This window comes from Curtobacterium sp. 9128 (assembly GCF_900086645.1).
Lineage (GTDB): Bacteria > Actinomycetota > Actinomycetes > Actinomycetales > Microbacteriaceae > Curtobacterium.
In genome coordinates, this window is sequence record NZ_LT576451.1 from 1,129,814 (window position 1) to 1,141,739 (window position 11,926).

12 protein-coding genes are annotated in these 11,926 nt (G+C 71.7%); 8 read left to right on the plus strand and 4 right to left on the minus strand.

Annotated features, from left to right (window positions below; translation table 11 throughout):
* Position 1: 1 nt before the first annotated feature.
* Positions 2-955 carry an aldo/keto reductase gene (locus QK288_RS05665; RefSeq protein ID WP_281266832.1) on the minus strand — a complete coding sequence of 318 codons (954 nt, stop codon included), beginning with the start codon at positions 953-955 and terminating at the stop codon, positions 2-4.
* 120 nt (positions 956-1,075) lie between these two features.
* Between QK288_RS05665 and QK288_RS05670 the strand changes: the two genes are divergently transcribed.
* Both QK288_RS05670 and QK288_RS05675 read left to right on the plus strand, forming a co-directional pair.
* Positions 1,076-1,717 (plus strand): HEAT repeat domain-containing protein, encoded by a 642-nt coding sequence (locus QK288_RS05670; protein WP_281266833.1) that lies wholly within the window; start codon positions 1,076-1,078, stop codon positions 1,715-1,717.
* Between the two features lie 272 nt (positions 1,718-1,989).
* Positions 1,990-3,279 carry a sodium:proton exchanger gene (locus tag QK288_RS05675; protein ID WP_281266834.1) on the plus strand — a complete coding sequence of 430 codons (1,290 nt, stop codon included), beginning with the start codon at positions 1,990-1,992 and terminating at the stop codon, positions 3,277-3,279.
* Positions 3,280-3,549: 270 nt separating this feature from the next.
* Here the strand turns inward: QK288_RS05675 and QK288_RS05680 are convergent, their stop codons facing one another.
* Positions 3,550-4,239 (minus strand): metal-dependent transcriptional regulator, encoded by a 690-nt coding sequence (locus QK288_RS05680; protein ID WP_281266835.1) that lies wholly within the window; start codon positions 4,237-4,239, stop codon positions 3,550-3,552.
* A 21-nt stretch (positions 4,240-4,260) separates the two neighbouring features.
* On the opposite strand from QK288_RS05680, the gene QK288_RS05685 reads away from it, so the two are divergent.
* From QK288_RS05685 to QK288_RS05695, 3 genes are all read left to right on the plus strand, one after another.
* Complete coding sequence (locus QK288_RS05685; protein WP_281266836.1) at positions 4,261-5,160, plus strand: CPBP family intramembrane glutamic endopeptidase; 900 nt, start codon at positions 4,261-4,263, stop codon at positions 5,158-5,160.
* A gap of 117 nt (positions 5,161-5,277) precedes the next feature.
* Positions 5,278-7,068 carry a phosphatase PAP2 family protein gene (locus tag QK288_RS05690; RefSeq protein WP_281266837.1) on the plus strand — a complete coding sequence of 597 codons (1,791 nt, stop codon included), beginning with the start codon at positions 5,278-5,280 and terminating at the stop codon, positions 7,066-7,068.
* A gap of 77 nt (positions 7,069-7,145) precedes the next feature.
* Positions 7,146-8,012, plus strand: a complete 867-nt coding sequence (locus QK288_RS05695) for a L,D-transpeptidase (protein ID WP_281266838.1) — start codon at positions 7,146-7,148, stop codon at positions 8,010-8,012.
* Between the two features lie 108 nt (positions 8,013-8,120).
* On the opposite strand, the gene QK288_RS05700 is transcribed toward QK288_RS05695, so the two are convergent.
* Together QK288_RS05700 and QK288_RS05705 are read right to left on the minus strand one after the other, a co-directional pair.
* Positions 8,121-8,909 (minus strand): trans-aconitate 2-methyltransferase, encoded by a 789-nt coding sequence (locus tag QK288_RS05700; RefSeq protein WP_281266839.1) that lies wholly within the window; start codon positions 8,907-8,909, stop codon positions 8,121-8,123.
* On the minus strand, positions 8,910-9,707 hold the full coding sequence (locus QK288_RS05705; RefSeq protein ID WP_144756338.1) for an HAD-IIA family hydrolase: 798 nt from the start codon (positions 9,705-9,707) through the stop codon (positions 8,910-8,912).
* 197 nt (positions 9,708-9,904) lie between these two features.
* Between QK288_RS05705 and QK288_RS05710 the strand changes: the two genes are divergently transcribed.
* The 3 genes from QK288_RS05710 (at position 9,905) to QK288_RS05720 (ending at position 11,791) form a co-directional block, all read left to right on the plus strand.
* Positions 9,905-10,582 (plus strand): TetR/AcrR family transcriptional regulator C-terminal domain-containing protein, encoded by a 678-nt coding sequence (locus QK288_RS05710; protein WP_281266840.1) that lies wholly within the window; start codon positions 9,905-9,907, stop codon positions 10,580-10,582.
* A gap of 218 nt (positions 10,583-10,800) precedes the next feature.
* Positions 10,801-11,100: a hypothetical protein gene (locus QK288_RS05715; protein WP_281266841.1), complete on the plus strand. Its 300-nt coding sequence runs from the start codon at positions 10,801-10,803 to the stop codon at positions 11,098-11,100.
* A gap of 52 nt (positions 11,101-11,152) precedes the next feature.
* Positions 11,153-11,791: a TrmH family RNA methyltransferase gene (locus QK288_RS05720; protein ID WP_281266842.1), complete on the plus strand. Its 639-nt coding sequence runs from the start codon at positions 11,153-11,155 to the stop codon at positions 11,789-11,791.
* The last annotated feature ends 135 nt before the right edge of the window (positions 11,792-11,926 follow it).

The following is an 11,926-nucleotide window of genomic DNA, read 5'->3' on the forward strand; positions in this document are numbered from 1 at the left end:
TTCAGGCCGTGGCCGGCACCTTCGCGGAGGCGTCGGACAGCGTCTGCAGCTCGTCTGCGGTGAGCGTCAGCTCGGCGGAGGCGAGGAGCGCCGGCAGCTGCTCGAGGTTCCGCGCCGAGGCGATCGGTGCGACCACGTCGGGCTGCGCCTGCAGCCAGGCGAGCGCGACCGTGGCGATCTCGGTGTCGTGTGCGGTCGCGATGGTCGACAGGGAGTCGACGACCTCTAGGCCGGCATCGGTGAAGTACCCGGAGACCTGGCCCTCGCGGTCCTTGCCGGCGAAGTCCTCCTTCGTGCGGTACTTGCCCGTCAGGAACCCGGCGGCGAGGGAGAAGTACGGCACGACGCCGAGGCCGTGCTCGTGGGCGAGCGGCGCGATCTCGGACTCGTAGGGCTCCCGCGTCACGAGGTTGTAGTGCGGCTGGATCGCGACGGGCTTCGCGAGGCCGTGCTCGTCCGCGATGCGGATCCACTCCGCGGCGCGGTCCTTCGAGTAGTTCGAGATCGCGGTGTACCGGACGATGCCGTCGCGCACGAGCTGGTCGAACGCGCGGACGGTCTCCTCGAGCGGGGTGTCCTGGTCGTCGAAGTGCGCGTAGTACAGGTCGATGCGGTCCGTGCCGAGGCGCTGGAGGCTCGCGCGCGCGGCCTTCGCGACGGTGTCGGCGCCGAGACCCTGGAACTCGGGGTGCTGCGAGCCCTTCGTCGCGATGACGACGTCGTCGCGCTTGCCGGACTTCGCGAGCCAGGAGCCGATCACGGTCTCGGACTCGCCGCCCGAGTTGCCAGGAGCCCAGGCGGAGTAGACGTCGGCGGTGTCGATGAAGTCGCCGCCAGCCGCCGTGTAGGCGTCGAGGACCTGGTGGGAGGTCGACTCGTCGGCGGTCCAGCCGAAGACGTTGCCGCCGAGGGCGAGGGGGAACACGGTGAGGTCGCTTGATCCGATGCGGGGCATGGGGGTCCTTTCGTGGTGGAACTGTTCGACCGCTCCACCGTAGGCCTCGGGTCTTGCGAGCGGCTCGGGGTCCGTGACCTCGGTGGCAGTGGGGTCGGTGGCAGTCGGCAGACTGGGGGCATGACCACGCTCTCCGACGTCCTCGCCACCGGCACCGCGTCCGCTCGACTCCGGGCGGTCATGGCGGCGGGGACCACCCCGGACCCGGCCGACCTCGACGTGCTCGTGGAGCAGTGCGCCGTCGAGCCGGACTTCCAGGTGCGGGAGATGCTCACGTGGGCGCTCATCCGGCTCCCGGCGGAGCGCGTCGTGCCGCGGGTGCTCCCGGAGCTCGAGCGCCAGGAGGCCCAGGCGCGGAGCCAGGCGTTGCACACGCTCTCGAAGATCGGGGACGGTTCGGTGTACCCGCAGGTGGCCGAGCGGCTCGGGGACATCGACCCCGGCGTCGTCCGCACCGCCTGGCGTGCCGCGGTCGTGCTCGTGCCCGACGACGGACGCGCCGACCTCGCCCGCCGACTCGCGGTGCAGCTCGGCCAGGGGGACTGTGAGACGCATCTCGCCCTGAGTCGCGCGCTCGTCGGAATCGGCGCGGACGTCGTCGAGCCGGTGCTCGAGGACGCGGCCGGTCGCGGTGAGGCCGTCCGGACGCACGCTGCGGACACCGCGCGGCTGCTGCACGACGCCTCCGCGGGGGCGTCGCTGGCGCTCGAGCGTGCTCGGCGCGAGGTTGCGCTGGGCCGGACGCGTTCCGCCAAGGGCTGAGGGCGTCCGCGGAGTTCCGGGGCGGGCGCACCAAGTCCCGGATTCGGGGTGCCGAACAGGGCCGATCGGCTTGCACATGCGGATCGGCGCGCGCCAGAGTGGGTGTCGAAGGGGAGTAGCTCCCAGCGCGTGCATCGACACACTGGCCATCACGACGATCGGCCCGGTGCACCACCTTCGACTCCGGTCGGGGCGAGCGAGACCTTCGGCCGTTCCGCCATGGCCGAAGCCGCTCCCGTGCGCCGCGTCATGGCTCGACCACGAGGACCACCATGACGAACACCCTGTCTCCTGCACCGGCGCGCGATCTGCCGGTGTCCCGGATGGGCGCGAGTGCCTGGGGTCGCATCGCGATCTGCATCGCCATCGCGCTGCCGGCCGTCGTCTTCCGGGTCGGCGGGTTCGCGCCGAACCCCGTCGTCGACCTGCTCGTCTTCGGCGCGGCCGTCGTCGCCGCGTCGTTCCTGCTCGCCTGGGCCGCCGAGGCCGCACAGAAGGACATCGCCGGCGCGCTGGCCATCGCGATCCTGGCGCTCATCGCCGTGCTGCCCGAGTACGCCGTCGACCTGTACTACGCGTTCCGCTCCGGGTACGACCCGTCGTACGAGCAGTTCGCCGCCGCCAACATGACCGGCTCGAACCGCCTGCTGCTCGGGTTCGGGTGGCCACTCGTGGTGATCATCTCGCTGCTCGTCGCACGGCGCTTCGTCCGCGCCGGGTCCCTGCCCGCCTCCGCCACCCGGGTGCTCGAGCTGTCGCGGTCGTCGCGGGTGGACATCGGGTTCCTGGCGCTCCTCGCCGTCATCGCGTTCCTCATCCCGCTGATGGGGTCCATCCCGATGTGGTTCGGGTTCGTCCTGCTCGCCGCGTTCGTCGTGTACCTGTGGCGCGCGTCGAAGGTGTCGGACGACGACGGTGAGGACGAGGAGATCGTCGGCATGGCCGGGAACATCGCGTCGATGCCGCAGCGCGCCCGGCGCTGGACGATCGTCGCGCTGTTCGTCGTGGCCGCCGCCGTCATCCTGTCCTCGGCGGAGCCGTTCGCCGACGCCCTCGTCGAGTCGGGCAGTGCGCTCGGCATCGACAGCTACTTCCTCGTGCAGTGGCTCGCGCCGCTGGCGACCGAGGCGCCGGAGTTCATCGTCGCGGCACTGTTCGCGCTGCGCGGCATGGGCGGGGCGGCGATCGGCACGCTCATCGCGTCGAAGGTGAACCAGTGGTCGCTGCTCGTCGGGTCGCTGCCGATCGCGCACGTCCTCGGCGGTGGCACGACCGGCGGGCTGCCGCTCGACTCGAGGCAGGTCGAGGAGTTCATGCTGACCGCGTCGCAGACCCTGCTCGGTGTCGCGATCATCATCGCGCTGCGGTTCCACCGCTGGTCGGCGATCGCGCTCGCGGCGCTGTTCGCGGTGCAGTTCTTCGTGACGGACACCAACGGGCGCTGGGTGCTGAGCATCGTGCACCTCGTCGCGGCCATCGTGGTGTTCTGGATCAACCGCCGCGACATCCTGCCGACGATCGCGGCCCCGTTCCGGCGCCCGTCGTCCCCGGCGCTGCGGTAGGGGCGGGGCGGGGCTCCGGGGGCCGGGGCCCGTCGAGGTTCGGTGTCCGTCGAGGTTCGGTGTCCGACACACCGTTCGTGATCGGCGAGTGGTCGGAGAACGTCGGTGCAGGCTGCACCGGGCGACGACTCGTGACCGTTCGGCGGACGTGAACGGGGTGTCGTGACCAGTCGGGTTCGCGCGCGCCGAGCTGAGCCGAGGCGATCGGACGGCACGGGCGGCCCGGCACGGCGGCACGCGCGGGCAGCGCGAGGCGAGCGCGCCCCGGGGTCAGTCGGCGTCGGGGGCCAGCCAGATCGCGGCGGCGGCAGCGGCAGGCAGGTCGACGAGGGACTCCGTGCCGTCCTCCGAGCGCCGGGACACCGCGATGACCCCCGCGTAGTCCCTGACCTGCTCCACGCGGAGGTGGGTGCCGAGCCCGACGCCGAGCTCGTCGAAGTACCGCAGCAGCGAGGGGTCGTCGTCCGACACCCGACCGACGGTCCCGCAGGCGCCGGGCGCGATCGTGCCGAGGAGCGCCCCGGGGGAGTCCGGCAGCGTGCCGTCTGCACGCGGGATCGGGTCACCGTGCGGGTCGTGCGTCGGGTGCCCGAGGTCGGCGTCGACACGGTCGAGGAACGTCTCCGACACCGCGTGTTCGAGCGCCTCTGCCTCCGTGTGCACCTCGTCCCACGTGTAGCCCAGCCGGGACACCAGGAACGACTCGATCAGGCGGTGCCGCCGGACCATCGCCACGGCGACCTGCTGTCCGAGGGGCGTGAGCACGACGCCGTAGTACGGGGTGTGCTCGATCAGGCCGTCGCGGTCGAGCTTCCGGAGGTTGCCCGAGACGGTCGACGCGGACACCTTCAGCGACGCGGCGATGTCCCGGGTGGCGATGCCGGTGTCACCGCGCTCGCGGGCCTTCCAGATGAGCTTGACGTAATCCTCCGCCATCGTGGACAGAGAAGGGAGTCGCATACCGCAATGGTACAAACAGGCATGGCATCCGAACGACGGCGCTGGCCCGTCCCGCCGTCGCTCCTGGTCGGCCTCGCACCCCTCGTGGTGTTCGCCGGCATCAGCGCCTGGCGGTCCCGACCGAGCGACGACTACCCCTCCCTCGGCGAGACGGTCGACAGCGTGGTCCGGGCGCTCGTCGTCCCGGAGGGCATCGCCGCGCTGGCGCTCGCCGTCGTCGTGACGGCGCTGGGCTGGTGGCGCATCGCGACGGTCGACACGACCAGGAGCCCGCTGCGCTGGACGTGGATCGCCCCGGCGCTGATCCTCGTCGTCTGCCTGGTCCGGCTGCCGCTCGTCGACTGGACGGCGCTCCCGTGGCACTACTTCCTGCTGCTCGGCATCGGCGTGCTGTTCGTCGGGGTCTTCGAGGAGCTGATGACCCGCGGCGTGCTGCTCGTGGGGCTCCGGCGGCGGCTGCCCGAGTTCGGCGTGTGGATCGTCTCGTGCGTGCTCTTCGGCCTGCTGCACCTGCTCAACGCCCTCGCCGGCGCCGGCATCGGCCCCACGCTGATCCAGGTCGTGTTCGCGGCGTCCTTCGGCTCCGTGCTGTACGTCGCCCGGCGGCTCTCGGGCGGCCTGCTGCTGCCGGTGCTGCTGCACGCGTTCTGGGACTTCGGGTCGATCGCGGTGTCGGCGACGGCGCGGGGTGACCTCGGCACGATGGCGATCGCCGGCGTCATCGGGATCGGCGCCTTCGCGGTGTTGGCCCTCGGGATCGTGGCCGGTGGGCTCGTCTCGTGGCGGGACGATGCTCCGCGCAGACTCCAGCGGCGGTGGCGCGACGTCCCCCCAAACCCGTTGGCCGAGCAACGCCGCCCCGTACCGGAGTGGTACGACCTGCGAACCCGCACAGACACACCGACCGGTTCACCTGCCTGACCCCGGCCGTTCCTCGGACCGACACCGAGCCTCCATACCGTCACGTCGATCCCAGTCGACACCGACGCCGTCGGTCCACAGAGAGGAGCGCCGTCCGGCTCCGGACGGCAACCACGCATGCGCACATCCGCACGCGCCATGGCCACGGGGGTGATCGTCGCGGGCGTCGCGACGGCCCTGGTCATCGGCAACCCGCTCACGGCCTCCGCCGCGAGCTACCCGAGCGACACCACGAAGCCGGACCTCGTCTCGCTGCTCAGCGGCTACGACGCGTTCTGGAAGTCCAGCGGCGTCAACGACCTGCACGGCACCGTCGTCGACCCCGCGACGCTCGCGAAGAACGACGAGCTGACCTCGTGGATCAACCAGAACGCGACGAAGGCGCAGCAGTTCACGGCGCTGCAGGACTCCGAGTACAACAACGCCACGAACACCGCCTACGACCAGTCCTTCACGGTGGCGCAGGGCCTCGGCGACGCGCTCGAGAAGATCTACGTCGACGGCCGGACGAACGGTGACCTGCCGCTGACGAGCGCCCTCATCAACAGCTCGAACGGCACCACCGGCGCCTACGTCAGCACCGGTGACGCCAAGGCGCACTTCAGCTACCCGCGTCCGTACCTGCCGGGCGCCACGACGGCCACGCTCCCGGCCGGCGACGACCAGACGGGCTGCGCCCCGGCCACCGTGAACGCCTCGTCCGTGACGCCGAACCGGGTCGGCAAGGCGTGGGCCAGCGCCGACGGCACGCTCGACATCACCCGCGTCGCGCCGCAGACCGACACGACGAAGGAGTTCTCGCCGAACGACGTCGTGCTCGACGCCGGCTACGGCACGAAGGGCATCTGCACCGGCGGCTCGTACCCGAGCGGCCACACGACGACGGCGTACCAGGCCGGCATCACCCTCGCGACGCTCGTCCCCGAGCTCGCGCCGGAGATCCTCGCCCGCACGTCGGAGAACGGCAACGACCGCATCGTCCTCGGCGTGCACTACCCGCTCGACATCATGGGCGGGCGCATCGACGGCGAGGCCGCGCTCGCAGCCCGCTGGTCGGACACCCAGTACCGCACGCAGGTCCTCGAGCCGGCCCGGGCCGAGCTCACCGCGTACCTCGAGTCGAAGTGCGGCGACACCCTGGCGAACTGCATCGCCGCGGAGAAGCCGTACGAGAACGACCCCTACGGCGGCAAGGCCATCCCCGGCGGCACGTCCCAGATCGTCACCGACCGTGCGTCGGCCGTCAAGGTCTACCACGAGCGCCTCGACTACGGCTTCGCCGCGACGGGCACGACGGGTCTCGCCCCGAGCGTCCCGACCGGTGCGGAGAACCTGCTCCTCACCGCGTTCCCGACCCTCACCGATGCCCAGCGCACCTCGGTGCTCGCGCAGACCGAGATCGCGTCGGGTGACCCGCTCGACCAGTCCGGCAGCGCGAGCGGCTCGTGGGAGCGGCTCGACCTCGCCGCCGCGACGAGCGCCACGGTGGCGGTCGCTGACGACGGCTCCGTGAAGGTGGTCGCCACCGGCGGGCAGGCCTCGGTCCTGTCCGCGCACCTCACCGCGCCGAACGGCACGTCGGTGCAGGCGGGCTCGTCGCTCGCGCTCGCCGGGACCGGCTTCACCGCAGGCGAGTCCTACCGCGTCGTGCTGCACAGCGACCCGGTCGTCGTCGGCACGCTCACGCCCGACGCCTCCGGCGCCGTCACCGGCAGCGTCGTCATCCCGGCGGGCACCGCTGCGGGCTCGCACACGATCGACGTCGTGGACGCGTCCGGTGCGTCGGTGCTGACCGACCCGCTCGCGATCACCGTCACGGCGGCGCCCGCCGCGGCAGGCGGGACCGGTACCGGTACCGGCACCAGCCCGGTGGCGACCGGCATCCACCTGCCCGTCGTCAGCGGCTGATCCACAGCGACCGGACTGGAGGCCCGGCGCGGCGACCCGACGCCGCGCCGGCCTCCACAGGAAGGCACCTCCACCCCATGCGCAAGCGCACCATCTGGACCACCGTCGGCATCGCGGCAGCGGCCGTCGTCGCCGCCGGCGCCGTCACGATCCCGCTCCTCGGTGGCACGCCCGCGCCGTCCTCCACCGCGTCGACGTCCGCCCGGCCGGTCGCCTCCGCCCCCGCCGTGCCGTCCGTGAGCGACTCCGCGCTCGCGGCGCTCCCGGAGGCGCAGTACTCCGCGGTCATCGGCGGGCTGATGCCGGTGCGGGACACCGTCACGACGGACACCGTCTTCCGGCTGCGAGCGGACGCGCCGCTGTTCGGCTCGGACCGAACGGAGCCCGTCGCCCGCTTCGCCGCGACGGACTTCCTGCGGCAGCCGACGACCGTCGTGGGGCTCCGCCGCGAGGGCCCGTGGGAACTCGTGCTCACCCCCGCCCGGCAGCAGCTGCCCTCCGCAGCCGGGGGATCGGCCGCCGCGCAGACCTCGGCCTGGGTGCCGGTCGCGTCCCTGACGGAAGTGTCGACGCCGACGTCCCGCGTCGTGATCTCGACGAAGGACCAGAGCGTCTCGATCGTCTCCGCGTCGGGCGCCGTGCAGCAGCGCTTCTCGGCCGGGGTCGGCACGGCGGACACCCCGACGCCGACCGACGTGACGGGGTACCTCGAGCAGCGCTACGTCGACCCGTCCCAGGGCACCGGCGACCACCCGATCCAGCTCACCTCGCTGCACTCCGCCGCGGCCGACGAGCCGTACGGCGGACACGACGGCGGGCTCATCGGCATGCACTGGAACGCCGAGACCTCCGGAGCGGTGTCGCACGGGTGCGTCCGCCTCGACGCCGACGCCGTGGCCGCGATCAACGCCCTCCCGCTCGGTACGCTCGTCACCGTGCAGTAGTGCCGCGTTTGTCGTCCAGCTCCCGCGCTCCCACAGGTTGCGCCCCGCTGTGAACACCGCGCCCCGTCGCGCCGGGGCGCGGTGTTCGTGCGGGGGCGCGATCGGGCGTCAGGACCTGCGGGCGACGGCGAAGACGCGCCGGAAGGGGTAGACCGTGCCATGCGGGCCCGTCGGGTACGCCTGCCGCAGACGGGCCGCGTACTCGGACTCGTACGCACTGGACAGCGCGCCGGAGGGATCGGCGGCGTCGAGGGCGGCCAGCGCCGGGCGGAGCCCCGTGCCGCGGACCCACTCGAGCACGGGATCCGGGCCCTGCAGGAGCTGCATGTAGGTCGTCTCCCACGCGTCCGCGTGGAAGCCGTTCGATTCGAACAGCTCGAGGTACCCGGCGGGGCCGAGCACCGGATCGGCGCGCAGGACGCCGTCGAGCACGCTCGCCCACGGACCGTCGGCCGCGACCGCCCGCATCAGCGCGTGTGACGGGGAGTCGAAGTTCCCGGGGACCTGCATCGCGAACCACGACCCGGACGGCATCGCGGCGAGCCACCCCGGTAGCAGCGACACGTGCGACGGGACCCACTGCAGCGCGGCGTTCGTCACGACGACGTCGTCCTCCGCGGTGGGGGACCAGTCCTCGATGGCACGCTGCTCGAACGACAGGTTCGGATGCGCGGACGCGATGCTCGCCGCATCGGCGAGCATCTCCGCCGAGGAGTCCATCCCGACGACGCGGGCCGACGGCCAGCGTTCCGCGAGGGTGGCCGTGAGGGCCCCGGGACCGCAGCCCAGGTCGACGACGCGACGGGGAGCCTCCCGTCCGATCCGGGCGACCAGGTCGTGGAACGGACGCGACCGCTCGTCGCTGAAGGCCGCGTAGCGGTCCGGGTCCCAGCGCACCTACATCTCGACTTCGATGGGTTCGGTGCGGACGAGTTCGTGGACGCCGGAGATGACCTCGCTCGGGCGGAACGGGTAGCGGTCGATCTCGGCCTGGTCGCTGATGCCCGTCATGACGAGCACGGTGTGGAGCCCCGCTTCGATGCCGGCCTGCACGTCGGTGTCCATGCGGTCGCCGATCATGCCGGTGTTCTCGGAGTGCGCGCCGATCCGGTTCATCGCGGAGCGGAACATCATCGGGTTCGGCTTGCCGACCACGTACGGCTGCTTGCCGGTGGCCTTCTCGATCATCGCGGCGATGGCGCCCGTCGCGGGCAGGACGCCCTCGGCGCTCGGGCCAGTCGCGTCGGGGTTCGTGACGATGAAGCGGGCGCCGTCGCGGATCAGGCGGACGGCCTTGGTGATCGCCTCGAACGAGTAGTTGCGGGTCTCGCCGACGACGACGTAGTCGGGGGCGGTCTCGGTCATGATGAAGCCGGCCTCGTGGAGGGCGGTGGTCATGCCGGCCTCGCCGATGACGAACGCGGAGCCGCCCGGCATCTGCGACTTGCAGAAGTCCGCCGTCGCGAGGGCGCTCGTCCAGATACGGTCCTCCGGCACGTCGATGCCGGACCACCGCAGGCGGGCGCTGAGGTCGCGCGGCGTGAAGATCGAGTTGTTCGTGAGGACGAGGAACTCCGTGCCCTCGTCGAGCCACTGCTGGATGAGTTCCGGGGCACCGGGGAGCGCCTGGTTCTCGTGGACGAGGACGCCGTCCATGTCCGTCAGCCAGCACTCGACCTCGTCGCGGGTTGCCATGTTCCTCACCCTAGTGCGCGCCGGTCGCGGCGCCGCCCGTGGCCGGCTCGGAAAAGGCCGGGAGGCTCGGATCGGCTCTTGCGCGCCGCTCGCGGACCCGAGATGGTCGAGACACCGAACGTCGTTCGGCTTTGCCGTACGATTTTCGAGACCCGTACCGAAACTGCGGGACCCGTCCCGAACCAGGAGAACCACCCGTGCTCGTCGAACCCGGAAGCCCGTCCGCCACCCCACGACCGACGGCCGGTGACGCCGTCGTGCCGGCGGCTCCGCGACGACGTCGGGGGCGGCCGAACGTGCTCACCCGCGAGCAGGTCATCGACGCGGCGACGGCGATCGCGAACGAGGACGGTCTCGAGCGGCTGTCGTTCCGTGCCCTCGGCAACCGGCTCGGGGTCGCGCCGATGACGGTGCACCGGACGATCGGCGGGCTCGACGACCTGCACGCGGAGCTCGTGCGCCGGACGGTCGACGAGTTCACGGCGACGTTCGTGTGGCCGACGGACTGGCGGGAGATCGTCCGCGTGTTCGCCACCACCTTCCGGGACCTGATGCGCACCCACCCGCTCGTGCTCGAGTCGCACAGCAGCCGGGCGCCGCTGGTGTCGAGCGAGTCGGACGCGGTCGTCGCGAAGGTCGTCGGCGCGCTCCGCTCCGCCGGACTGTCCGACACCGAGGCGATGTACGCGTTCTTCGTCGTGTACGACTTCGTCGTCGGGCACGCCGGGGTGCAGGTCGGTCGTGGTGACGCCGAGGCCGGGCGCCCGGAGCGGCACGCGCTCGTCGGCGAGATCCTCGGGTCGCACTCGTACGACGACCGGTTCTCCCTCGGACTGGACATCCTGCTCGCGGGGATCGAGTCCCGCGTCCGCTGATTTCCGAGGTCGACGAAACTCCTTGACACGTGGAGTGTGGAACGCCAGGATTTCACACATCAAACAAGAGGGGGGTCTTCGAATGACCGCATTGTCGCCGTCCGCCTGTGCAGCTCAGGTCTCACTGATCAACGCCTGGCGTTCCGCTCACCCCGCTGTTCGATCGAACGGCGTGATCATCCTCGCCACAAGCTGAAGTGAGCGGCGGAATGGCTCTCATGACCACGCAGCGCACACTGTTCGGCTCGTTCCTCGGAGGGCTGTTGGCGCTGCTGTCGGGCGTCGTCATCGACGGCGGGCTGTGGCTGTGGGCGTTCGCGTCCGTGCTCAGTGGCGACGGTGCCGTGACCATCGGGCCCATCGTCCACGCTTCGGCCATGGAGGGGTCTGCGACCACGGTCAGCGGTCCCGGCCTCTTGATCGTCCCGGTGGGTCTCGCGCTCGTCGGCGCTGTGCTCGCCTGGCTCATCTCGCGTCGATCGGCAACGGGTACCCGGGCGGCGGAACCCCGACGGTGATGCATCGCCTGCCTCGAGGGTCCCTGAGCCGGCTCGCCCGTACGCTGGAGCCGTGACCGACGAGCCCGCGCCGACCCATGAGCGCACGACGCAGGGGGTCGGGCCGCACCCGCGGCCGTGGCCCGACGATCCCCGGCTCGACCCGGAGCTGCTCGAACGTGGGGACACCCGCAACGTCGTCGACGCCTACCGGTACTGGTCGATGGAGGCGATCGTCGCTGACCTCGACACCCGTCGACACGGGTTCGACGTGGCGATCGAGAACTGGCAGCACGACCTGAACATCGGGTCGATCGTCCGGTCGGCGAACGCGTTCCTCGCGGGAACCGTGCACATCATCGGGCGCCGGCGCTGGAACCGTCGTGGGGCGATGGTCACGGACCGGTACCAGCACGTGCGGAACCACCCCGACGTGGCGTCCTTCCTGCAGGCGATGCGCGACGAGGGACGCCCGGTCATCGCGATCGACAACACCCCTGGTGCCGAGATGCTCGAGACCGCGGAGGTCCCCGCGCGCTGCGTGTTCCTGTTCGGGCAGGAGGGGCCCGGGCTGACCGACGAGGCCGTCGCCGGCGCGGACGGGCACCTCGAGATCGCGCAGTACGGCTCCACCCGGAGCATCAACGCGTCCGCGGCCGCCGCGATCGTCATGCACGCGTGGATCGTCCGGCACGCCACGCCCCCTCGCTGAACCCGTCCCGGGTCCGGCTGCCGAGTGCACAGAAGTGGCGACGTCCGGGGTGGTCCGGTGACAACGTCTGCGCACTCGATCGGGGCCGGGGCAGCGGATGCCAGCTCCGGCTGCCGAGTGCGCAGGAGTGGCGAC

Bases quoted from the DNA above. Each gene is read 5' to 3' on its own strand.
- QK288_RS05690 (WP_281266837.1), top strand. From the start codon at position 5,278: ATGCGCACATCCGCACGCGCCATGGCCACGGGGGTGATCGTCGCGGGC.
- QK288_RS05675 (WP_281266834.1), top strand. From the start codon at position 1,990: ATGACGAACACCCTGTCTCCTGCACCGGCGCGCGATCTGCCGGTGTCC.
- QK288_RS05695 (WP_281266838.1), top strand. From the start codon at position 7,146: ATGCGCAAGCGCACCATCTGGACCACCGTCGGCATCGCGGCAGCGGCC.
- QK288_RS05685 (WP_281266836.1), top strand. From the start codon at position 4,261: ATGGCATCCGAACGACGGCGCTGGCCCGTCCCGCCGTCGCTCCTGGTC.
- QK288_RS05680 (WP_281266835.1), bottom strand. From the start codon at position 4,239: ATGCGACTCCCTTCTCTGTCCACGATGGCGGAGGATTACGTCAAGCTC.
- QK288_RS05670 (WP_281266833.1), top strand. From the start codon at position 1,076: ATGACCACGCTCTCCGACGTCCTCGCCACCGGCACCGCGTCCGCTCGA.
- QK288_RS05705 (WP_144756338.1), bottom strand. From the start codon at position 9,707: ATGGCAACCCGCGACGAGGTCGAGTGCTGGCTGACGGACATGGACGGC.
- QK288_RS05715 (WP_281266841.1), top strand. From the start codon at position 10,801: ATGACCACGCAGCGCACACTGTTCGGCTCGTTCCTCGGAGGGCTGTTG.
- QK288_RS05665 (WP_281266832.1), bottom strand. From the start codon at position 955: ATGCCCCGCATCGGATCAAGCGACCTCACCGTGTTCCCCCTCGCCCTC.